Annotated in this window: 21 protein-coding genes; 15 read left to right on the top strand and 6 right to left on the bottom strand. The window is 62.3% G+C overall.

Annotation, left to right across the window (positions count from 1 at the left end):
* Positions 1–154 precede the first annotated feature (154 nt).
* The 6 genes from tusD to CFII68_RS11825 all read left to right on the top strand — a co-directional run bounded on the left by tusD (position 155) and on the right by CFII68_RS11825 (position 3625).
* Complete coding sequence (gene tusD / locus CFII68_RS11800) at positions 155–547, top strand: sulfurtransferase complex subunit TusD (RefSeq protein WP_018608536.1); 393 nt, start codon at positions 155–157, stop codon at positions 545–547.
* Complete coding sequence (tusC, locus tag CFII68_RS11805; RefSeq protein ID WP_014337699.1) at positions 547–909, top strand: sulfurtransferase complex subunit TusC; 363 nt, start codon at positions 547–549, stop codon at positions 907–909. Before tusD ends, tusC begins: the two co-directional genes overlap by 1 nt.
* A complete protein-coding gene (gene tusB, locus CFII68_RS11810) occupies positions 909–1202 on the top strand; it encodes a sulfurtransferase complex subunit TusB (RefSeq protein WP_003203312.1) in 294 nt (97 codons plus the stop codon). Before tusC ends, tusB begins: the two co-directional genes overlap by 1 nt.
* Complete coding sequence (locus tag CFII68_RS11815) at positions 1199–1534, top strand: TusE/DsrC/DsvC family sulfur relay protein (RefSeq protein ID WP_018608534.1); 336 nt, start codon at positions 1199–1201, stop codon at positions 1532–1534. The genes tusB and CFII68_RS11815 overlap by 4 nt, the downstream gene beginning before the upstream one ends.
* On the top strand, positions 1531–2532 hold the full coding sequence (locus CFII68_RS11820; RefSeq protein WP_018608531.1) for a glycosyl transferase family protein: 1002 nt from the start codon (positions 1531–1533) through the stop codon (positions 2530–2532). The genes CFII68_RS11815 and CFII68_RS11820 overlap by 4 nt, the downstream gene beginning before the upstream one ends.
* 88 nt (positions 2533–2620) lie before the next feature.
* Positions 2621–3625 (top strand): glutathione S-transferase family protein, encoded by a 1005-nt coding sequence (locus tag CFII68_RS11825; protein ID WP_018608528.1) that lies wholly within the window; start codon positions 2621–2623, stop codon positions 3623–3625.
* Between the two features lie 137 nt (positions 3626–3762).
* On the opposite strand, the gene cysG is transcribed toward CFII68_RS11825, so the two are convergent.
* From cysG to CFII68_RS11855, 6 genes are all read right to left on the bottom strand, one after another.
* Positions 3763–5157: a siroheme synthase CysG gene (cysG, locus tag CFII68_RS11830; RefSeq protein WP_018608526.1), complete on the bottom strand. Its 1395-nt coding sequence runs from the start codon at positions 5155–5157 to the stop codon at positions 3763–3765.
* A complete protein-coding gene (gene serS / locus CFII68_RS11835) occupies positions 5158–6438 on the bottom strand; it encodes a serine--tRNA ligase (protein ID WP_018608524.1) in 1281 nt (426 codons plus the stop codon).
* A gap of 15 nt (positions 6439–6453) precedes the next feature.
* The gene (gene crcB, locus CFII68_RS11840) at positions 6454–6828 is read right to left on the bottom strand and encodes a fluoride efflux transporter CrcB (RefSeq protein ID WP_018608522.1); all 375 of its coding nucleotides are present in this window, start codon (positions 6826–6828) and stop codon (positions 6454–6456) included.
* Positions 6825–8150, bottom strand: coding sequence for a replication-associated recombination protein A (locus CFII68_RS11845; RefSeq protein WP_018608521.1), 1326 nt, complete (start codon positions 8148–8150; stop codon positions 6825–6827). Before CFII68_RS11845 ends, crcB begins: the two co-directional genes overlap by 4 nt.
* Positions 8151–8364: 214 nt before the next feature.
* A complete protein-coding gene (gene lolA / locus CFII68_RS11850; RefSeq protein WP_003203330.1) occupies positions 8365–8988 on the bottom strand; it encodes an outer membrane lipoprotein chaperone LolA in 624 nt (207 codons plus the stop codon).
* A 58-nt stretch (positions 8989–9046) separates the two neighbouring features.
* Positions 9047–11452 (bottom strand): DNA translocase FtsK, encoded by a 2406-nt coding sequence (locus CFII68_RS11855; RefSeq protein WP_018608518.1) that lies wholly within the window; start codon positions 11450–11452, stop codon positions 9047–9049.
* 308 nt (positions 11453–11760) lie between these two features.
* Between CFII68_RS11855 and trxB the strand changes: the two genes are divergently transcribed.
* The 9 genes from trxB to CFII68_RS11900 all read left to right on the top strand — a co-directional run bounded on the left by trxB (position 11761) and on the right by CFII68_RS11900 (position 21003).
* Positions 11761–12720: a thioredoxin-disulfide reductase gene (gene trxB, locus CFII68_RS11860; protein WP_018608516.1), complete on the top strand. Its 960-nt coding sequence runs from the start codon at positions 11761–11763 to the stop codon at positions 12718–12720.
* Positions 12721–12801: 81 nt separating this feature from the next.
* Complete coding sequence (gene aat / locus CFII68_RS11865; RefSeq protein ID WP_018608514.1) at positions 12802–13482, top strand: leucyl/phenylalanyl-tRNA--protein transferase; 681 nt, start codon at positions 12802–12804, stop codon at positions 13480–13482.
* A 57-nt stretch (positions 13483–13539) separates the two neighbouring features.
* Positions 13540–14247 carry an arginyltransferase gene (locus CFII68_RS11870; protein ID WP_018608512.1) on the top strand — a complete coding sequence of 236 codons (708 nt, stop codon included), beginning with the start codon at positions 13540–13542 and terminating at the stop codon, positions 14245–14247.
* A gap of 122 nt (positions 14248–14369) precedes the next feature.
* The gene (gene infA, locus CFII68_RS11875; protein ID WP_002553999.1) at positions 14370–14588 is read left to right on the top strand and encodes a translation initiation factor IF-1; all 219 of its coding nucleotides are present in this window, start codon (positions 14370–14372) and stop codon (positions 14586–14588) included.
* Positions 14589–15329: 741 nt separating this feature from the next.
* The gene (locus tag CFII68_RS11880; RefSeq protein WP_018608218.1) at positions 15330–17306 is read left to right on the top strand and encodes a hypothetical protein; all 1977 of its coding nucleotides are present in this window, start codon (positions 15330–15332) and stop codon (positions 17304–17306) included.
* Positions 17303–17992, top strand: coding sequence for a GNAT family N-acetyltransferase (locus CFII68_RS11885; protein ID WP_018608216.1), 690 nt, complete (start codon positions 17303–17305; stop codon positions 17990–17992). The genes CFII68_RS11880 and CFII68_RS11885 overlap by 4 nt, the downstream gene beginning before the upstream one ends.
* 5 nt (positions 17993–17997) lie before the next feature.
* A complete protein-coding gene (locus tag CFII68_RS11890; protein ID WP_018608214.1) occupies positions 17998–19173 on the top strand; it encodes a GNAT family N-acetyltransferase in 1176 nt (391 codons plus the stop codon).
* On the top strand, positions 19145–19939 hold the full coding sequence (locus tag CFII68_RS11895) for a carbohydrate deacetylase (protein WP_018608212.1): 795 nt from the start codon (positions 19145–19147) through the stop codon (positions 19937–19939). Before CFII68_RS11890 ends, CFII68_RS11895 begins: the two co-directional genes overlap by 29 nt.
* Before the next feature lie 125 nt (positions 19940–20064).
* Positions 20065–21003, top strand: a complete 939-nt coding sequence (locus tag CFII68_RS11900; RefSeq protein WP_033062691.1) for an alpha/beta hydrolase — start codon at positions 20065–20067, stop codon at positions 21001–21003.
* The last annotated feature ends 206 nt before the right edge of the window (positions 21004–21209 follow it).

The raw sequence follows: 21209 nt of genomic DNA, 5'->3' as shown, positions 1-21209 counted from the left end.
GCAGCCTCGCTTCGCTCGGCAGCTCCTACAATGCAATCGAGCAGGAGCATTCTTTAAATGCCCCTGAACCAAACAGGTCTCGCCCCCTCCCTGGCAATCGCCCCACCGCCCATAAAGCATTATCATGGCCACAGTTTTGCTGATCGGGTCTGTCATGAAGTTCGCCATCGCGCTGTTTTCCGCCGCCCATGCGCCCTCCTCGCGCCGTGCCTTGCTGTTTGCCCAGGCGGCGCTGGCGGGCGGGCATGAGATCGTGCGGCTGTTTTTCTATCAGGACGGCGTCTATAACGCCTGCGCCAGTGTCGTCACGCCTCAGGATGAACAAGACCTGCCCCAGCAGTGGCGAACCTTTGTCAGCGACAACCAGCTCGACGGCGTGGTCTGCATCGCGGCGGCGTTGCGCCGTGGGGTGTTGAACGAGGAAGAGGCCCAGCGCTACCGGCGTTCGGCGGCCAGTGTCGAGGCGCCCTGGGCCTTGTCCGGGCTGGGTCAGTTGCACGATGCGATCCAGGACGCCGACCGTTTGATCTGTTTTGGAGGCCCGTGATGGCCAAGTCTTTATTGCTCATCAGCCGCCAGGCCCCATGGTCCGGCCCCGGCGCCCGTGAAGCGCTGGACATCGTCCTGGCCGGCGGTGCGTTCGACCTGCCTATCGGCCTGCTGTTTCTCGATGACGGCGTGTTCCAGCTCACGGCCGGCCAAAACGCCAAGGCGGTCCAGCAAAAGGACCTGAGCGCCAACCTGCAGGCGTTGCCGATGTTCGGCGTCGAGGACCTGTTCCTTTGCGCCGACAGCGCCGCCGAACGGGGTATCGCCACCGATACCCTGGCGCTGGGCGACGTGAAAGCACTGACCGCGCCGCAAATCGCCGCGCTCATTGACCGTTACGACCAGGTGATCACCCTCTGATGTCGACTTTGCATGTGTTGTCTCATTCGCCCTTCGGCGATAACCGCCTCGCCAGTTGCCTGCGGGTACTGGGCAATCAGGATGCGCTGCTGCTGTGCGGTGACGCGACGTACGCGTTGCAACCGGGCAGCCCACCGTTTGAAGTGCTGCAGGCCGCCGGCGTGAATCTGTTCGTGCTCGCCGAAGACCTCCAGGCCCGCGCCCTGGACACACCAGACTGGGCCGAAGCCATCAACTATTCAGGTTTCGTCGAGCTGTCGATCGAGCACGACAAGGTCAACACCTGGCTATGAACACGCTGAACGTGGGCAACCGCGCCATCGCGCTGGACAAGGACGGCTACCTGGCCGACCTGGACGACTGGTCGGCCGAGGTCGCCACGGCCCTGGCCACCGCTGAGGACATCGAGTTGAGCCCCGAACACTGGGAAATCCTCGAACTGCTGCGCGGCTTCTACAACGAATTCCAGCTCTCCCCCGCGACCCGGCCGCTGATCAAGTACACGGCCCTGAAACTGGGCGTGGACAAAGGCAACAGCCTGCACCTGAACCGATTGTTCAAAGGCACTCCCGCCAAACTCGCCGCCAAGCTGGCGGGCCTGCCCAAACCGACGAATTGCTTATGACCGACTTTCCAGCACTGACCCTTGAGACCCCGGCCGAACACCCGTTCGCCCAGTTCGTGCGCGCCCTGGGCAAAGGCAAGCGCGGTGCCCGCAACCTGACCCGCGAAGAAGCTCGCGAGGCCATGGGCCTGGTGCTCGACGAAAAGGTCGAGGACACCCAGCTGGGCGCCTTCCTGATGCTGCTGCGACACAAGGAAGAAAGCGCCGAGGAGATGGCCGGTTTCACCGAGGCCCTGCGTGAACGCCTGGTGGTCCCGGCATTGGCGGTGGACCTCGACTGGCCGACCTACGCCGGCAAGAAACGCCATTTGCCGTGGTACCTGCTGGCGGCCAAGTGCCTGGGGGAGAACGGCGTGCGGATCTTCATGCACGGCGGCGGCGCTCATACGGCAGGCCGGCTCTACACCGAACAATTGCTGGGCTTGTTGCAGATCCCGCTGTGCCGGGATTGGCAGCAGGTCGGCAGCGCGCTGGACAACGGCGGCCTGGCCTTCATGCCGCTGGTGGACTGGGCACCGCAGATGCAGCGGATGATCGACCTGCGCAACACCCTGGGCCTGCGCTCGCCGATCCACTCCCTGGCACGCATCCTCAACCCGCTGGCCGCCCGTTGCGGCTTGCAAAGCATCTTCCACCCGGGCTATCAGGCCGTGCACCGCGATGCCAGCGGTTTGCTCGGTGATACCGCCATCGTCATCAAGGGCGACGGCGGCGAGATCGAAATCAACCCGGACGCCGACAGCCACCTGTACGGCACCACCGGCGGCGTCAGCTGGGACGAAGAATGGCCGCGACTGGCCGAGCAGCGCCACGTCAAACCGGAAAACCTCGATCCCGAGCACTTGAAGGCGATCTGGCGCGGTGACGTCGAAGACAGCTACCCGCAACTGGCACTGATCGCCACCATGGCCCTGGCCTTGCGTGGCCTGGGCCTGGCTCGCGAAGACGCGTTCGACAAAGCCCGGCAGTATTGGGATGCCCGGGATCGTTCGATTTAACCGATCATTAGCGCCCAACCTTTGCGCTTTTAGTTCGAACCTATGGGCATAGACTCGTCTCCAATATTTATTGAGCGAGGACATCCAGATGGGTTTGTTGGTCGAGGGCCGCTGGCAGGACCAGTGGTATGAAAGCAAGGACGGCACCTTCCAGCGCGAGCAGGCGCAACGCCGTCACTGGGTCACCGCCGACGGCAGCGCCGGCCCCTCGGGCGACAGCGGTTTTGCCGCCGAGGCCGGGCGCTACCATTTGTATGTCTCCCTGGCCTGCCCCTGGGCGCACCGCACGCTGATCTTGCGCAAGCTCAAGGGCCTGGAAGACTTGATCGATGTGTCGGTGGTCAGCTACCTGATGCTGGAAAACGGCTGGACCTTCGACAAGGCCCATGGCTCCACTGGCGACAAACTCGACAACCTGAGCTTCCTGCATCAGCGCTACACCGCCGACACAGCGGACTACACCGGCCGCGTCACCGTGCCGGTGCTGTGGGACAAACGCCAACAACGCATCGTCAACAATGAATCGGCGGAAATCATCCGCATGTTCAACAGTGCCTTCGACGGCTTGACCGGCAACGACCTGGACCTGTATCCCGAACACCTGCGTCGCGATATCGACGCCTTGAACGAGCGGATCTACCCGGCGGTGAACAACGGTGTGTACCGTGCCGGATTCGCCACGACCCAAGCGGCCTATGAAGAAGCCTTCGACCGGCTATTTGCCGAGCTGGATGGGCTGGAGGCGTTGCTGGGAACCCGCCGTTACCTGGCTGGCGAATACCTGACCGAGGCGGATATTCGCCTATTCACTACGATCATCCGCTTCGACGCGGTGTACTTCGGCCACTTCAAATGCAACCTGCGGCGCATCGCCGATTATCCGAACCTGTCGAACTGGCTGCGGGAGTTGTACCAGTGGCCAGGCATTGCCGAGACCGTGGATTTCGCCCACATCCAGGGCCATTACTACGGCAGCCACAAGACCATCAACCCCAATGGGATCGTGCCCAAGGGGCCGAAGCAGGGCTTTACGGTCGCCCATGATCGGGGAAGGTTGAGTGGGAAAGGGGTTTGGCGCGGGGCTGGGGATTGATCCTGGATCTTTGTTGCAATTGAGGGCCTCTTCGCGAGCAAGCCCGCTCCCACATTGGATCGGCGTAGGCCTTATTCTTCGGCTGAACGCGATAAAATGTGGGAGCGGGCTTGCTCGCGAAGGGGGCGACGCGGTCTTCAGACCTGGCCTTGAGCCCCTTCAAACCACGCCAGCTTCTCGCGCAACTGCACCACTTCCCCAACAATCACCAGGGTCGGCGCATGCACTTCGTGCTCGGCCACCAGCCGTGGCAAGTCCGCCAAAGTGCCGGTAAAGACCCGTTGGTTGGACGTCGTGCCCTGCTGGATCAACGCCGCTGGCGTATCCGCCGCACGGCCATGCTTGATCAGCTCGCTGCAGATCATCGGCAGGCCGACCAAGCCCATGTAGAACACCAGCGTCTGCGCCGGCGACATCAGGTCGGCCCATGGCAAGTCGCTGGTGCCGTCCTTGAGATGGCCGGTGATGAAACGCACCGATTGGGCGTAGTCGCGATGGGTCAGCGGGATCCCGGCGTAGGCCGCGCAACCACTGGCCGCGGTGATGCCCGGGACGACCTGGAACGGGATGCCATGGGCCGCCAGTTCTTCGATCTCTTCGCCGCCGCGCCCGAAGATGAACGGATCACCGCCCTTCAACCGCACCACGCGCTTGCCCTGGCGGGCCAGGTCCACCAATTGCTGGTTGATCTGGTCCTGGGGCACGGCGTGTTCGGAACGGCGCTTACCGACGTAGATGCGCTCGGCGTCGCGCCGGCACAGCTCCAGGATCGCCGGCGCCACCAGGCGGTCGTACAGCACCACGTCCGCCTGCTGCATCAAGCGCAAGGCGCGGAAGGTCAACAGGTCCGGATCGCCCGGCCCGGCCCCCACCAGATAAACTTCGCCCGGCGCGTTCGGCGCCTGGCCATCGATTTTTTCCCGCAGCAGACGCTCGGCTTCAGCGCCCTGCCCGGCCAGTTGCCGGTCGGCGATAGGGCCCTGGAACACGTCTTCCCAGAACGCCCGTCGTTGCTGCACATCGGGAAACAAGCCTTTGACCTGGCTGCGAAAACGCGCCGCCAGCCCGGCCAGTTGCCCGTAGGTCGACGGAATCCAGGTTTCCAGCTTGGCCCGGATCAGCCGCGCCAGCACCGGCGCGTCGCCGCCGCTGGACACCGCGATCACCAAGGGTGAACGGTCGACAATCGCTGGGAAGATCACGCTGCACAGGGCCGGCGCGTCCACCACGTTGACCGGCACGCAACGCTTATGCGCATCGGCCGAGACCTGGGCATTGAGCGGTTCGTCGTCGGTGGCGGCGATGACCAAACCACAGCCGTCCAGGTCAGCCTCGACGTAACCACGCAGAATGCATTCACCGCCGCTGCCACTGACCAGTTCCCGCAACTGCGGTTCGATGTCGGGTGCGACCACCCGCAGCAACGCGCCGGCATCGGCCAGCAGGCGGGACTTGCGCAAGGCAATCTCCCCACCGCCGACCACCAGCACGCGGCTGCCGCGCAGGTTGTGGAACAGTGGCAAATAGTCCATTTAGCCGATGACCTCGATGCCGCCCATGTAGGGCTTCAACACTTCAGGCACACGGATCGAACCGTCAGCCTGCTGGTAGTTTTCCAGCACGGCCACCAGGGTACGACCCACCGCCAGGCCGGAGCCATTGAGGGTGTGGACCAGTTCCGGCTTGCCGGTTTCCGGATTGCGGAAACGCGCCTGCATGCGGCGGGCCTGGAAGTCGCCGCAGTTGGAGCACGAGGAAATCTCGCGGTACTTGTCCTGGCTCGGGATCCAGACTTCCAGGTCGTAGGTCTTGACCGCACTGAAGCCCATGTCACCGGTGCACAGCGCCAGGGTGCGATACGGCAGTTCCAGCAGTTGCAGGACCTTCTCGGCATTGGCGGTCAGGCTTTCCAGCGCTTCCATGGACTTCGAAGGCTCGACGATCTGCACCATCTCGACCTTGTCGAACTGATGCTGGCGGATCATGCCACGGGTGTCACGGCCCGACGCCCCGGCTTCACTGCGGAAGCACGGCGTGTGGGCGACGAACTTGATCGGCAGTTGCTTGGCGTCGACGATTTCGCCGGCCACGATGTTGGTCAGCGACACTTCGGCCGTCGGGATCAGGTACAGGTCGGCCTCGCCTTCACGGCTGATCTTGAACAGGTCTTCCTCGAACTTCGGCAACTGGCCGGTGCCTTGCAGCGCCGGGGCCTGGACCAGGTACGGCGTGTAGGCTTCTTCGTAGCCGTGCTCGGTGACGTGCAGGTTGATCATGAACTGCGCCAGGGCGCGGTGCAGACGGGCAATCGGCCCGCGCAGCAAGGCAAAACGGGCGCCCGACAGCTTGGCGGCGGTTTCGAAGTCGAGCCAGCCGAATTTCTCGCCCAGGGCCACGTGGTCCTGCACCGGGAAATCGAAGGCTTTCGGCGCGCCCCAACGGCGCACTTCGACGTTGCCCTCTTCGTCTTCACCGACCGGCACCGATTCGTGAGGCAGGTTCGGGATGCCCAGCAGGATCGAATCCAGCTCGGTCTGGATCGCGTCCAGCTCGACCTTGCCCGCGCTCAATTCGCCCGCCATGCGCTCGACATCGGCCATCAACGGCGCGATGTCTTCACCGCGCTGCTTGGCCTGGCCGATGGACTTGGAGCGCGCGTTACGTTCAGCCTGCAGGGCTTCGGTGCGGGTCTGGACGGTCTTGCGCTGTTCTTCCAGCGCTTCGATGCGCGCGACGTCCAGGGCAAAGCCACGGGAAGCCAGGCGGTCCGCTACGTCCTGGAGGTTGCTACGTAACAGTTTGGAATCGAGCATGTCGGTCTCTCGTTATCAAAGTTTGGTCAAGGACAGGCCAGCCCACGTGGCGAGCAGCCCGCCGAATACGCTGATGGCCGCATAGCCCAAGGCCAGCGGCACCTGCCCGCTTTCCAGCAGGCGCACCGTATCCAGTGAAAAGGATGAAAAAGTCGTCAGGCCGCCGAGAAAGCCAACCATCAGCCCGGCACGCACCTCGATGGGCACTTCCGGGCGAATCAAAAACAGACCGTAAAGAACGCCGATCAGCAGACAGCCCACGATATTAACGGCCAGCGTCGCGGTATAGAAGTGCCGGGGCCAATTTGCGTTGATCCAGTTGCCCGTGGCGAAACGCAACAATGTGCCGGCGACGCCGCCAGCAGAAACTGCCAATATCAAGGGGATCACGGTTTTCTCCGCTGCCGTGGGCTCAGGCGATCTAGCTGCGCCAGGTGGTTGAGCTTCTCGCCGATCTTCAGTTCGAGGCCCCGAGGCACTGGCTGGTAGAAGCGCTGGGGTTCGAGCTCATCGGGAAAATAGTCTTCGCCGGCAGCATAAGCGTCCGGCTCGTCATGGGCATACCGGTATTCTTCGCCATAACCCAACTGCTTCATGAGCTTGGTCGGCGCGTTGCGCAGGTGCAGCGGCACCTCGAGGGAACCGTGCTCGGTAGCGCTGCGCATCGCCGCCTTGAAGCCCATGTACACGGCGTTGCTCTTCGGCGCGCAGGCCAGATAAGTGATCGCCTGGGCCACGGCAAGCTCGCCTTCCGGGCTGCCAAGGCGCTCCTGCACGTCCCAGGCCGCCAGGCACAGGCTCAGGGCCCGCGGGTCGGCATTGCCGATGTCTTCGCTGGCCATGCGCACCACGCGCCGCGCCAGGTACAGCGGATCGCAGCCGCCGTCGATCATGCGTGCAAACCAGTACAAGGCTGCGTCGGGGTTGGAACCGCGTATGGATTTGTGCAGCGCCGAAATCTGGTCGTAGAACGCTTCGCCACCCTTGTCGAAGCGCCGACGGGTATCACCCAGCAGGCTTTGCAGCAGCTCGACGCCAATCTCGCTGTCGTCTTCGGCCAGGTCCGAGGCGTTTTCCAACAGGTTGAGCAGGCGCCGGCCGTCGCCATCGGCGGCTGAAAACAGGATCTGGAAGCCTTCATCGCTAAGGCTCAAATGCCGCTTGCCCAGGCCGCGCTCCTCGGTCAGCGCGCGATGCACCAGCTTGCGCATCGCCGCCTCATCGAGGCTCTTGAGCACATAGACCCGCGCCCGCGACAGCAAAGCGTTGTTGAGTTCGAACGAGGGGTTTTCGGTGGTCGCGCCGATGAAAATCAGCGTGCCGTCTTCGACGTAGGGCAGGAACGCGTCCTGCTGGGACTTGTTGAAGCGGTGCACTTCGTCGACGAACAGGATCGTGCGCTTGCCGTATTGCCCGGCCTGCTGCTTGGCCACTTCCACCGCCTGGCGGATCTCCTTGACCCCGGCCAGTACCGCCGACACCGTTTCGAAGTGGGCATCCGAGACTTCCGCCAGCAGTCGCGCCAGGGTGGTCTTGCCCACGCCCGGCGGGCCCCAGAAGATCATCGAGTGCAACGCACCCTGCTCCAAGGCCTCGCGCAGAGGCTTGCCGCGGGCGAGCACATGTTCCTGGCCGACGTACTCATCCAGGTTGGTCGCGCGCAGGCGGGCGGCCAATGGCTGGGCAATCGGGGCGATTCGAAACAGGTCCATCACTACTTATGCAACCTCCACTGAATCCTGGTGCCGATTCTCTCTGCAGAAGCAGATCTATGGGAGCAGACCTGTGGGAGCAAGGCTTGCCCGCGATACAGACACCTCGGTGTATCTGGTAGACCGAGGTGATGCAATCGCGGGCAAGCCTTGCTCCCACAGACCAATTTCCACAGACCATTCCTACAGGTCATTTCCCACAGTAGCTTTGGGTTTATTCCTGGATCACGTCCGCCCCCTTGGGGATGTCGAACTTGAACTTGGACGCGGCGATCGGCTCGTTGGCCTTGACCCCGGTGAACAGGATATTGGTGCGCTGGCCGACACTGTCGATCAGTTGCATGTCGTTGACCAGGCCGTTGCGGAACGACAGGCGCAGGCTGTCGAACAGGCTGTCCTTGGTCTTGGGCTTGAGGGTGAAGTCAATCACGCCACCGGCCTCCTTGGAGGTGATCTCGAAGCTCTGGCTGATCTCGGAAATGTCACCGGAGAGCAGCAGCGCCGGCGTCTGGGTCAGGCGCTGGTCGAGGGTCTTGATGGTGACCTGTTCCAGGTCCGGGTCCCACAGGGAAACTTTCTTGCCGTCGGAGACCATCAGTTGCTCGGCTGGCGCATCGGTGTGCCAGTAGAACAGGCCTGGACGCTGCAGGGCCATGTCGCCAGCGGTTTCCTGCAACTGGGTACCACTGCCATCGAGGGTCAACTGGGAGAAACGCGCCGTCAGGGTCTGGGAGCCTCCCAGCAATTGGGTCAGGCGAGCCACGTCCTTTTCGCCGGCGTGGGCCGACAAAGTAGACAAGGCCAGTACGGGCAACAGCAACATGCGAATCAGGCGCATGGGAGTCCTCATGAAGTCGTGGGGGTTCGAGCGGCGTGTCAGTTGGCCGCCCGGGTCGTTAGTCGCGCATCGGGCCCGGCGCCAGCACTTCACGCGAGCCGTTGGTGTTCATGGCCGTCACCACCCCAGCCATTTCCATGGCTTCGATCATGCGGGCGGCGCGGTTGTAGCCAATCTTCAGCTTGCGCTGGACAGCAGAAATCGAGGCCCGGCGGCTCTCCAGGACGAACTGCACCGCTTCGTCGTAGAGTGCATCGGTTTCAGCATCGTCGTCACCGCCGCCACTGCTACCCTCGAAACCGCTGCCGGCTTCTTCGACACCGTTGAGGATGTCGTCGTTGTATTCAGGAGCGCCACGCAGTTTCCAGGCCTCCACCACGCGGTGCACTTCGTCGTCGGAGACGAACGCGCCATGCACCCGAATCGGCAGGCTGGTGCCCGGTGGCATGTAGAGCATGTCACCGTGGCCAAGCAGTTGCTCGGCGCCGCCCTGGTCGATGATGGTCCGCGAGTCGATCTTGCTCGACACCTGGAACGCCATGCGGGTCGGGATGTTGGCCTTGATCAGGCCGGTGATCACGTCCACCGACGGCCGCTGTGTGGCGAGGATCAGGTGGATACCGGCCGCACGGGCCTTCTGGGCGATACGGGCGATCAGCTCTTCGACCTTCTTGCCGACGATCATCATCATGTCGGCGAATTCGTCCACCACCACCACGATGGTTGGCAGCTTGTGCAGCAGCGGCGCTTCGTCGTGAATGCTTTCGCGGTGATACAAGGGGTCAGTCAACGGCGTACCGGCTTCTTCGGCTTCCTTGACCTTGGCGTTGAAGCCCGACAGGTTGCGCACGCCCATCTTCGCCATCAGCTTGTAGCGGCGTTCCATCTCGGCGACGCTCCAGCGCAAGGCGTTGGCGGCGTCCTTCATGTCGGTGACCACCGGGCACAGCAGGTGTGGAATGCCCTCGTAGATGGACAGCTCGAGCATTTTCGGGTCGATCATGATCAGCTTGGCGTCTTCCGGGCCGGACTTGAACAGAATCGACAGGATCATCGCGTTCACACCCACCGACTTACCGGAACCGGTGGTACCGGCCACCAGCAGGTGGGGCATTTTCGCCAGGTCAGTGATGACCGGCTTGCCACCGATGTCGTGGCCCAGGGCCAGGGTGACCGGCGACTTGTGGTTGTCGTACTCAGGCGTCGACAGCACTTCGGAGAAGCGCACGATCTGCCGGTCTTCGTTGGGAATCTCGATGCCCACGGTGGTCTTGCCGGGAATCACTTCCACCACCCGCACGCTGGTCACGGCCAGGGAACGCGCCAGGTCCTTCGCGAGGTTGGAGATGCGGCTGACCTTCACGCCAGCGGCCGGCTGGATTTCGTAGCGGGTGATGACCGGGCCCGGGTGGATCGAGTCCACCGAGACCTCGACCCCGAACTCCTTGAGCTTGATCTCCAGCAAATGGCCGACGGCCGCCAGGGATTCGGGCGAATAGTTGAGCTGTTTCTTCTCGGCCGGGTCCAGGATCGAAATCGGCGGCAAGGTGCCTTCCACCGCGCTGTCGACGAACAGCGGCGCCTGTTTCTCTTTCTGGACGCGCTTGCTTTGCTCGGGCGGCTTGGCCGGGGCCATGGTGATGACCGGCGGCACCTGTTTCTCGCGATCGGACATGTGCTTGCTCAGCGCCTGCTCACGCTCGATCAGGCGCTCCTTGACCTTGGCCTGCTCGCGCTTGTCCGGCGTTGTCGGGGCCACCACGTCGTGGACGCGGTCGTCGACTTCACGCAGTTGCGCCACCAGTTGCTTGCGCTCGTTGCGCGCCGCCCACCAGCGGTTCATGGCGCCCTGGATCAGTTCGATCAGGTCGAGGGTGATCTTGCCGGTGACGTCCATGACCTTGAACCAGGACAGGTCGGTGAATACCGTCAGGCCGAACAGGAACAGGGCGATGAACAGCAGCGTGCTGCCCTGGATGTTCAGGGCGTTCCGGGCCAGGTCGCCGAGGCTTTCACCTAGCGCACCGCCCGCCCCGGCCGGCAAGCCGGTGGGCGCATGGAAATGGATATGGGCCAGCGCGGCGCCCGACAACACCAGGAACACCAGGCCGATCAGGCGCCAGGAGAACAACCAGCCGCTCCACTGCCACGGCTCGTGGCGCTGGCGGAAGATCTGGTAGGCCTTGATCGCCAGCAGCAGCGGGAAGATGTAGGCGAAATAGCCCAGCACCATGAACAGGATGTCGGCGCTGTAGGAACCGGCCGGACCGCCGAAATTCTGCACGTCGTCGATCTTGCTGTTATGGCTCCAGCCCGGATCGTCCTTGCCGTAGGTCAGCAGGGCCATCATCAGGAACAGGCACAGGGCACCGATGGCGATCAACGCACCTTCCTTGAGCCGGTAGTGCAATTGCTGGCGCCAGAGCGGAACGACTGGTTTGGGTGCTGCGGTGGATTTCTTCAAAACGCTTCTTTTCCTGCGCCAACGGCGCGTCCATCTGTTGAATGACTATAAAAAACTGCCCATGACGAGCAGGTAAAAAAGTGAATGTGCACAACCGGTACTACTTTTACCACTGTGAGGTGCATCCAGAAAACCGCAGGTGTTGCCGAAGATTTTGATCTTTAGCCCATCCTGCGTTCAAAACTCAAGCATTGTACGGGTTTGTCCGCGCCAAGGCATTGCCTGACAGCATAGCCGGATACAGGGTGTACACGCGCCAATTGGACCATGCATTCTCTTTTGTGACAAAGGCTTATGAGGTGTTTTTTATGAGCGAAGTGAAGCATTCACGCCTGATCATTCTCGGTTCCGGCCCTGCGGGGTACAGCGCGGCCGTCTATGCTGCCCGCGCCAACCTCAAACCCGTTGTCATTACCGGCCTGCAGGCCGGTGGCCAGCTCACCACCACGGTGGAAGTCGATAACTGGCCCGGCGATGTCGAAGGCCTGACGGGCCCGGTACTGATGGAACGCATGCAACGGCACGCCGAGCGCTTCGACACGCAGATCGTCTACGACCATGTCCACACCGCCAAGTTGCAACAGCGCCCATTCGAATTGATCGGCGACAGCGGCACCTACACCTGCGATGCACTGATCATTGCCACCGGCGCCTCGGCCCAATACCTGGGGCTGCCCTCGGAAGAAAGCTTCGCCGGCAAAGGGGTTTCCGCGTGTGCGACCTGCGATGGCTTTTTCTATCGCAACCAGGTGGTGGCCGTGGTCGGCGGCGGCAATACCGCGGTCGAGGAAGCCCTGTACCTGTCGAACATCGCCAGGGAAGTGCACCTGATCCACCGTCGCGACAAGCTGCGTTCAGAGAAGATCCTGCAGGACAAACTCTTCGAAAAGGCCGCCAGCGGCAATATCAAGTTGCACTGGAACCAGAACCTGGATGAAGTCCTGGGCGACGCCAGCGGCGTGACTGGCGCGCGCCTGCGCCACAGCGAGACCGGCGAAACCAGCACCCTGTCCCTGGCCGGCGTGTTCATTGCCATCGGCCATAAACCCAATACCGAGCTGTTCCAGGGCCAATTGAAGATGCGTGACGGCTACCTGATCGTGCGCGGCGGCAGCGAAGGCAACGCCACCGCGACCGATATCGAAGGCGTGTTCGCCGCCGGCGATGTGGCCGACCACGTCTATCGCCAGGCGATTACCTCCGCCGGCGCCGGCTGCATGGCCGCACTCGACGCAGAGAAGTATCTCGATGACATCCCGGCCGTTTGACGGTTAACCTTCCAGGCGGGCGTTCGCCGATGGACGAGGCCCGCCACCTGCCGCCCTCCCCTTCTACTAAACCGGATACCCATGCTGACCTGGTTACAACGCAACACCTTCGAGTTCCCGCCACTGGCAAAAGCCATGCGCGATCCCAACGGGTTATTGGCCGCCGGTGGCGATCTATCCGCCGACAGGCTGATCCAGGCCTATCGCCACGGCTGCTTCCCCTGGTTTTCCGAGGGGCAGCCGATCCTCTGGTGGTCGCCGGACCCGCGCACGGTGCTGTTTCCCGACGAACTGCACATCTCCCGCAGCCTGGGCAAACTGCTGCGCAAGCAGCGCTATAAAGTAACGTTCGATCGGGATTTTGCGGCGGTTATCCAGGCCTGCGCCGCGCCGCGGGACTATGCCGAGGGCACCTGGATCACCGACGCCATGCAAACCGCTTATCTGGAACTGCACCGACGCGGTTTCGCCCATTCGGTGGAAGTGTGGGACCAAGGGGCGTTGGTGGGCGGCCTGTATGGCTTGGCCATGGGCCAGCTGTTTTTTGGCGAGTCCATGTTCAGCCGGGCCGACAATGCGTCGAAATTCGGCTTCGCGAGGCTGGTCCAACACCTCAAGGTCGCCGGTTTCGTGCTGATCGACTGCCAGATGCCCACCGAACACCTGCACAGCCTGGGCGCACGGTCGATCCCACGCAGTGAGTTTGCGGGTTATCTAAAGGCGCATCTGGACCAACCCAACCATGCGACATGGGTTTGCTGAGCGACATTCGCGCTCCTGGCTTACAATTAAATTCAAAGCTTATCCCGAGGGTCGATCATGACCGAGTTGGCGCGTTTGAAGTTCTATGCCACTCAGCCCCACTCTTGCAGTTACCTGCCGGAGGAACAGGCCACGACGCTGTTCCTCGACCCTAGCCAGCCCATGGATGTGCATGTCTACGCAGACCTGTCGGAAATGGGCTTTCGTCGTAGCGGCGATCACCTCTACCGGCCCCATTGCCAGCACTGCAACGCCTGCGTCCCGGCGCGCATCCCCGTGGCGCAATTTTTGCCCAATCGTCAGCAAAAACGCATTTTCAAGCGCAACGCCGACCTGCTGGTCCGTCCGGCCAAGCCGCAGTTCACCGAAGAATATTTCGACCTGTACCAGCGCTACATCGAACAACGCCATGCCGATGGCGACATGTACCCGCCCAGCCGGGATCAGTTCTCGACCTTCCTGGTGCGTGACCTGCCGTTTTCTCGCTTCTACGAGTTTCGACTGGACGGACGCCTGGTCGCCATCGCCGTCACGGACCTGCTGCCCAATGGGCTTTCAGCGGTGTACACCTTCTACGAGCCGGACGAAGAGCGGCGCAGCCTGGGGCGCTTTGCCATCCTCTGGCAAATCAACGAAGCCCGGCGCCTGGGACTGGAAGCGGTGTACCTGGGCTACTGGATCAAGAACTGCAAGAAAATGAACTACAAGACCCAATATCGCCCCATCGAACTGCTGATTAACCAGCGGTGGGTAGTCCTGAGTTAGACCCCTTCGGCTTAAAAGCTAGAACCCCTTGGCTTGAACCCCCTTTTTCGGGCACAATGCACGCCGCTTTTGCCTGGCGCAGTTGCACCGGGCCATTCACTGGATACCGAGGGCTTTACTGCATGTCGAAAGAAGACAGCTTCGAAATGGAAGGCACTGTCGTCGACACCCTGCCCAACACCATGTTTCGTGTGGAGTTGGAAAATGGGCACGTCGTAACCGCGCATATCTCCGGCAAGATGCGCAAGAACTACATTCGTATTCTTACCGGTGACAAAGTGCGCGTCGAGCTGACGCCCTATGACTTGAGCAAAGGGCGCATCACTTACCGCGCTCGCTAACAAGTCAATACAAAACGCCCGGCTGATGCCGGGCGTTTTTGTTTGTGGGAGCCAAGCTTGCTCACGATAGCGGCGGGTCAGCTTGCATCAAGGTTGAATGTGCCACCCTCTTCGCGAGCAGGCTCGCTCCCACAAAAGCCTGGGACCGAGCACAACTTTCATGACCACCACAAATCCCCTGTGGGAGCGAGCCTGCTCGCGAAAGCGCTAGGTCAGCTTGCATCAAGGTTGAATGTGCCGCCCTCTTCGCGAGCAGGCTCGCTCCCACAAAAGCCTGGGACCGAGCACAACTTTCATGACCACCACAAATCCCCTGTGGGAGCGAGCCTGCTCGCGAAAGCGCTAGGTCAGCTTGCATCAAGGTTGAATGTGCCGCCCTCTTCGCGAGCAGGCTCGCTCCCACAAAAGCCTGGGACCGAGCACAACTTTCATGACCACCACAAATCCCCTGTGGGAGCGAGCCTGCTCGCGAAAGCGCTAGGTCAGCTTGCATCAAGGTTGAATGTGCCGCCCTCTTCGCGAGCAGGCTCGCTCCCACAAAAGCCTGGGACCGAGCACAACTTTCATGACCACCACAAATCCCCTGTGGGAGCGAGCCTGCTCGCGAAAGCGCTAGGTCAGCTTGCATCAAGGTTGAATGTGCCGCCCTCTTCGCGAGCAAGCCCGCTCCCACAAAAAACTGGGGCCGAACGCATTATCCGCGAGCACCATCGATCCCCTGTGGGAGCGAGCTTGCTCGCGATGGGGCCGGTGCAGCGCTGGTGGAAAGTGGCTGCTGGCCTGTGCCTTTGGAGCCTGGCCTTTTTTGCCCAGGGCGCGGCGATGCAATGGACCGGCATCCGCGACGGCAGCCTGTACCTGCAGACCGACCGCCCGGATTATGTGATCGTGCGCTGGGTACCAGCGTGGCAGGCCAACGCCAATAGTGAGCACCTGTACCTGCTCAACGGCCAGGGGCAACTGGTAGGTGAGCGCTTGATCAAGGCGACCCAGGAACGTGGCGAGCAGCAGTGGCCTTTGCTGCCAGGGGCCGCCAGCTATCGACTGGAAATTCCCGGCTACAGCTTCCGCCGCTACAACATCGAACACGATGCCCGGACCCGGGCGATGTTTGCCCCGGCCAAGGTGCATTTCAGCGCCGAAACCCACGACGGCGATGAGCTGTATTTCAAGGTCGCACCCGGTGAGCAGGCCGTGCTGGCGGGCAAGTTCCACGGCGGCGTGCGCAGCCTGCAAGCCCGGCGTGTTGCCGATGGCAAACAGGTGCAGTTGAACCTCAAGCCATACCCGGCCTATTGGCAGTTCGATCAAGTCGCCCTGCCCGTTGCCAACGTCGAGCAAACCTGGCGCCTGCAATTGCAGGGCAACGGCAAGGCGGCGTTCTGGCTGGACGGCACGGCGAACCTGTTCGCACAAGCCGCCGAGCATCTGCAACCGCTGCGCCAGGACCCGGGGCAAGCGCACCTGAGACTCTATGGCGATGTCCTGGGAACCACTCCGAGACTGGGCATTTCCCTGCCCTACGTCATGCCCCCGCCCTCGGCCTACCCGGTCATCGATGCCCTCAAGCCCCAGGCCGCCACTTATTACAGTTTTGTCGACGTCACCGCGGCCAAGCCGGACCACGAAGATGCGTTCCGGCGCCTGTATCAGGACCGCTTCGGCATCACCCGGGACATCACCCTGTTGGCCGGTAGCGCACGCAAAGCCGACCTGCGAGCCGACCGCGTCAGTAACAGCGGCTTGCAGGCCTGGCTCAAGTCGACCCGCGCCTTGGGCGGCAAAGGCATCCATTACCTCAGTTTCGCCGATGAGCCAAACCTCAACTACCCGGATTTCGCCAGTTTCCAGCAGGTGTTCGAGAGCATGGCCAGCCAGGTTCGCGCCGTTCCCGACAACGCCCGCGCCGGGGTGCGCATTGCCATACCGGCCAGCTCCCGGTTCACCAACGGCCCCCTGGCGGAAAACGCCGCCGACCGGCGCGGGATCGACTGGGCGCGGCGTTTGCTGGCCGAATCCAGTGACCAGATCGACGCCCTGGCCTGGCATGAATGGATGATCCGCGACCTGCTGGCGACCCGGGTCTATCGCAACAGCGTGCGTCAGGCCGCCGAGCTGGTGGGCCTGGACAGCAACGGCCGGCCGCGCAAGGCCTTGCTGCTGGACCAGACCAACATGTCCAGCGGCTCGAGCCTGAGCCCCTACGACCAGGAAACCCACTACGCCGCCCTGTGGTGGACGTCCGTGGCGATCAATGCCTCGGCGGACGGTTGGCTGGACATGCTCAACTGGTTCCAGTCCGCCGACGAACCGGAGTACCCAAAAGGCATGGTTCGAGTGCTGGACAGCCAGCGCTTCGAACTCAAGCCGGTGGGCCTGGCCCAACAGTTCATCCACCAGCATTGGCTGGACCAAGTGCTGCGCCTGGATAACGACGCCTTTGAAGTCGACGTGCTGGCCATGGCCACCGACGCAAGGCGCAGCCTGCTGGGCGTGAACAAAAGCACGCGCCCGCAGCAGGTCAGCCTGGACGGCGTGCCCTGCCCCCAGGTGAAAGCCGAGCTGGTGTACTTCGGCCCCGACAACCATAGCCGCAGCGCCCCATTCAACTGCGAGACCGGGCAGATCCGTTTTCTCCTGCCAGGAGAAACCCTGTTTGCCCTGAGCTGGACCGCACCCTCTTCCCCCCAACCCGCCACCCGTCAGGAGGCACCATGAACGCTCTGCAGAAATTGCGTGATCGCATCCAGAAAAAAGGCCTGCGCGCCGTCCTCAAACAGCTGTTCAGACGCTACGTGTTTCTCCACTCGCAACTGGTGTGGCTGGAGCACGATGTGCGAACCCCACTGCCGCCGCATAACCTCAAGCCCTACCCGCCGATGCGCTTGGAGGCCATCACGATCAGCAATGCCGACGCTTTTGCCCGGCATTTTGGCGACCGCGTCGAAACCATGCGCGAGCTGGCAGCCGAAGGCTACGCAGGCTTGATGTACCTGGATGATCAAGGCGACACCGTGGGGTTCGCCTGGGGCAGTACGCGAGACTATTTCGACCGCCATTTCTACCAATGCAACTTCCCGATCAAGCCTGGCGAGTACTTTCAGTTCGGTGGCGAGGCGATTCGTAAATACTGGGGCTCCAGTATATCGGCGGACATGCAGTTGGAGATGTGGAAAGTCATGGCGGACAAAGGGTGCGACACCATGGTCGATGTCTGCGACATAGAGAACATCCCAGCGATCAAGATGCACCTGCGCATGGGCTTCCAGGAACGCGGCAAGATCACCCACATGTATCGCCTGTTCGGCCGCTGGCGGTTTTTCCGCGACACGCTTTACAACGGCTCGGCACTGGACGCCTTTCGTAAACCGGCCCAGCCGGTTGCATCGACTGCGGCGGCCTGACGCCCATGGCGATCCGGTTCCAATGGTGTCGCTCCCTGGGCGCCGAGGACTTTCCCATAACGGCCTATGACCAGCTGCGAACCCAGGTGCCCGACGCTACGCCCTTCAACACCCTGGCCTGGTTGCAAGCGGCGGAGTTCGCCCTGCTGCCGGACCAGCAGTTACAGGTGTTGCTGGGCTGGGAGGACCAGGCGCTGTGCCTGTGCCTGCCCCTGGTATCGGGCCGTGAGCGTATCGGCGGACTGCGGTTCCGGGTGTTGCATCACTTGGGTTACCCATTGGCCGATCGCATCGCCTTGCTGGTGCGCCTGGACGCCGAGGGCATGGGGCAGGCACTGATGCAGATCCGTCAGCACTTGCCCCACGCGCTGCTGCAATTGAATGAGGTGGTCGAGCCGGTCGGTGAGCAAAGCGTCCTCAGTGCCTGGATGGCACTGAGTTCCACCGGAGAACGACGCCTGAGTTGCCGGGTGCCGGTGCATTTGATCAGCGACAGCGACCATCAGGAAATCTCTGGCGACCCACGCTACAAGCTGCGTCGAGCACGCAAGCGAATCGCTGCTTGTGGTGCCGAGATCCGCCGGATAACGCCAGACGCCATCAGCATGGGGCAATTGTTACGAGCTCTGGCCGATGTCGAGGATGCCAGCTGGAAAGGCGAGGAAGGCGTCGGCATCTTCGCCGACCCCAGGCGCCGACAATGGATGAACCACGCCTTCACCGCCCTCGCCGCCCAAGGCCTGGTGCGGGTGGTGATGCTGGAGCTGAACGGCGAATGCATCAGCTATCGCCTCGGTTTGCTGGATCAGGGACGGCTGTATGACTACAACCTGGCGTTCCTGCCGCAGCATGCCGACCTGGGCAGCGGCCGGGTCTTGCTCGAAGAGTGGATTCGCTGGGGGCTGGACGAGAACTGGCACTGGATCGACGCATCACGGGTCAGCCTGGAGAACTCCAGCCATCAGCTACACGAGCGCATGACCGGCCAACTGGAACACTGGCGCTGGAGTTTTTACTCCTGGCAGCCCGGAGGCTTGCTCCTGGGATTTGCCCTGCGACTATGGAAAAGCTTGAAGCCATGGTTCGGCAAACGCCGAAGCAAACCGACCGCGACGACGGCATCGTCCCCCCCTAAAAACCAGGAGAAGACAGATGCCGCGCCAAGTGATCGTCAACGCTGACGACTTCGGCCTCAGCCTCAGCGAAAACGCGCTGATCCTGCGGGCCTTCGAGACCGGAGTGATCAGTTCTGCCACGGTCATGGCCAACATGCCGGGTTTCGATCAGGCGTGTGAAATGGCCCGGCAACCGCTGCTCTACGGCCACGTTGGCCTGCATTTCAACCTCAGCTACGGCCCGCCGCTGGGCCAGGCGATCACCTCGCGACCGGTTTTTTGCGACGCCGATGGCCAGTTCGACCTGAACCTGTCGCGTTATTGCCTGCGCCTGGGTTCAAAGGATCTGGCGGCGGTGGAAGATGAACTGCAGGCGCAATGGCAACACTGCCTGGACCACGGCCTGCGACCCAGCCATCTCGATTCCCATCAACATGTGCACAACATCTGGCCCATCGGCGAACTGGTTGCCCGCTTCGCCGCCAGGCAAGGCGTGCCCATGCGCCTGGCGCGCAACCTGGGGGCGAACTTGAACCCACCCAAGCGCCTCTTCAAAACCCTGTTCAACCGGCGCATTCGCAGCCTGTGCGGTGCGACAGCGGACTACGTCTGCACCCCAGCCGACCTGGACTACGCCGCGCCACCGGTATATGGCTCGCTTGAGGTCATCGTGCATCCGATGCAACTGGACGGGGATTTTGGCGATGCCAGCCTGGGGCCAGGCGAGTCGTTGACCCACGTACTGCACAAGCGCCTGGCGGGCGTGCCCAAGGTCGCGTACGGCCGGACCACGCAGGTATTGACGCTGGTTGAGTACGGGGATGTGTACTGACAGGGGCGCGGTGCATACCTGTGGCGAGGGCGCTTGCTACCTCGCCACGACCGTCCGAAATCCCTGCGCCGCTTTCGGAGAATCTGCTACAAGGCATCTTCAGTTTCGAGTAGCGAATTACGTCGATGCCTTTACCTTTACTCTCTCGCCTTCGGCGGCGCTGGCTGGCCTTCCTTGTCATGAGCGCATTGGTGGTCGGCCTGCCGGTGGGCTGTGGTGTGTTGCAGCACAAGGAACGGGAGCTGGTCTTTCGCATCGAGCCGGGGACCGCGAGCTGGTTCCGCGGGCTTCCCAGCGGTGTGCAGGAATTCGATCTCAAGCCCAAGAGCTTCAAGGCCGGGGAAAATATCCACGCCTGGTGGTGGCCGGCCGAACGCAAGAACGCACCGGCGATCCTGTACTTGCACGGCGTGCGTTGGAATTTGACCGGCCAGTTGTTTCGTATCCAGCAGCTGAGGGCGCTGGGCTATTCGGTGCTGGCGATCGATTACCGTGGTTTTGGCAAAAGCCATGGGGATCTGCCGTCGGAAGCCAGCGTCTATGAAGATGCACGTATCGCCTGGGAGCGCCTCAAGGTCCTGCAACCGGATCCGGCCCTGCGGCTGATCTACGGTCATTCACTGGGCGGTGCCGTCGCAGTGGACCTTGCTGCGCAGTTGGGTCAGGAGGCGGCGAACAATGGTGCTGCCCAGGTCCGAGGCCTGGTCATCGAATCCACCTTCACCTCCCTGGGCGATGTCGCCACCGCGATGGCGAATACCTCCCTGCCCGTGCGCTGGTTGCTGTCACAGAAATTCGACTCCATCGACAAAATCGGCGAGATCAACATGCCGCTGCTGGTGGTCCATGGTGCTGCCGATCGTTACGTCCCGCCCCGGTTCAGCGAGCAACTGTTCAACGCCGCCCGGGAGCCCAAGCGCCTGCTGCTGGTACCGGGGGCAACACACAACAACAGCATGAGCCTGGCGGGCCAGACTTACCGGCAAGCGCTGGACGCGTTGATGAAAAACAAGCCATCGCCCATGGCCGAACACTCCCAGGTAAGCTCGGCCAAGGCCGGCTAACGCACAGGTCCCCGGCTGACACCCAACACCTTCATTGACTGTCACACCGCTATCGCGAGCAAGCTTTGCTCCCACAGATCTCCCCCACACAGTTCTTTGATTGTTTACAAGATCAGTGTTCACAGCCGATCCCTGTGGGAGCGAGCCTGCTCGCGATGGCGGTGCAAGCGCACGCAAAAAAAACGGCACCTTTCGGTGCCGTTCGT

The sequence above is a fragment of the Pseudomonas sp. CFII68 genome, from assembly GCF_000416195.1.
In the GTDB taxonomy this organism is placed as follows: Bacteria; Pseudomonadota; Gammaproteobacteria; order Pseudomonadales; family Pseudomonadaceae; genus Aquipseudomonas; species Aquipseudomonas kilonensis.
The sequence above is the reverse complement of the archived record's forward strand: the minus strand, read 5'-3'. Positions and strand labels throughout refer to the sequence as shown.

What these genes read in the sequence shown, in the direction of transcription:
- infA (WP_002553999.1), top strand. Translation starts at nt 14,370, where the DNA reads ATGTCGAAAGAAGACAGCTTCGAAATGGAAGGCACTGTCGTCGACACC.
- CFII68_RS11890 (WP_018608214.1), top strand. Translation starts at nt 17,998, where the DNA reads ATGGCGATCCGGTTCCAATGGTGTCGCTCCCTGGGCGCCGAGGACTTT.
- CFII68_RS11880 (WP_018608218.1), top strand. Translation starts at nt 15,330, where the DNA reads ATGGGGCCGGTGCAGCGCTGGTGGAAAGTGGCTGCTGGCCTGTGCCTT.
- tusC (WP_014337699.1), top strand. Translation starts at nt 547, where the DNA reads ATGGCCAAGTCTTTATTGCTCATCAGCCGCCAGGCCCCATGGTCCGGC.
- aat (WP_018608514.1), top strand. Translation starts at nt 12,802, where the DNA reads ATGCTGACCTGGTTACAACGCAACACCTTCGAGTTCCCGCCACTGGCA.
- serS (WP_018608524.1), bottom strand. Translation starts at nt 6,438, where the DNA reads ATGCTCGATTCCAAACTGTTACGTAGCAACCTCCAGGACGTAGCGGAC.
- CFII68_RS11825 (WP_018608528.1), top strand. Translation starts at nt 2,621, where the DNA reads ATGGGTTTGTTGGTCGAGGGCCGCTGGCAGGACCAGTGGTATGAAAGC.
- CFII68_RS11885 (WP_018608216.1), top strand. Translation starts at nt 17,303, where the DNA reads ATGAACGCTCTGCAGAAATTGCGTGATCGCATCCAGAAAAAAGGCCTG.
- CFII68_RS11815 (WP_018608534.1), top strand. Translation starts at nt 1,199, where the DNA reads ATGAACACGCTGAACGTGGGCAACCGCGCCATCGCGCTGGACAAGGAC.
- cysG (WP_018608526.1), bottom strand. Translation starts at nt 5,157, where the DNA reads ATGGACTATTTGCCACTGTTCCACAACCTGCGCGGCAGCCGCGTGCTG.
- CFII68_RS11895 (WP_018608212.1), top strand. Translation starts at nt 19,145, where the DNA reads ATGCCGCGCCAAGTGATCGTCAACGCTGACGACTTCGGCCTCAGCCTC.
- CFII68_RS11820 (WP_018608531.1), top strand. Translation starts at nt 1,531, where the DNA reads ATGACCGACTTTCCAGCACTGACCCTTGAGACCCCGGCCGAACACCCG.
- trxB (WP_018608516.1), top strand. Translation starts at nt 11,761, where the DNA reads ATGAGCGAAGTGAAGCATTCACGCCTGATCATTCTCGGTTCCGGCCCT.
- lolA (WP_003203330.1), bottom strand. Translation starts at nt 8,988, where the DNA reads ATGCGCCTGATTCGCATGTTGCTGTTGCCCGTACTGGCCTTGTCTACT.
- CFII68_RS11900 (WP_033062691.1), top strand. Translation starts at nt 20,065, where the DNA reads ATGCCTTTACCTTTACTCTCTCGCCTTCGGCGGCGCTGGCTGGCCTTC.
- CFII68_RS11845 (WP_018608521.1), bottom strand. Translation starts at nt 8,150, where the DNA reads ATGGACCTGTTTCGAATCGCCCCGATTGCCCAGCCATTGGCCGCCCGC.
- CFII68_RS11870 (WP_018608512.1), top strand. Translation starts at nt 13,540, where the DNA reads ATGACCGAGTTGGCGCGTTTGAAGTTCTATGCCACTCAGCCCCACTCT.
- tusB (WP_003203312.1), top strand. Translation starts at nt 909, where the DNA reads ATGTCGACTTTGCATGTGTTGTCTCATTCGCCCTTCGGCGATAACCGC.
- tusD (WP_018608536.1), top strand. Translation starts at nt 155, where the DNA reads ATGAAGTTCGCCATCGCGCTGTTTTCCGCCGCCCATGCGCCCTCCTCG.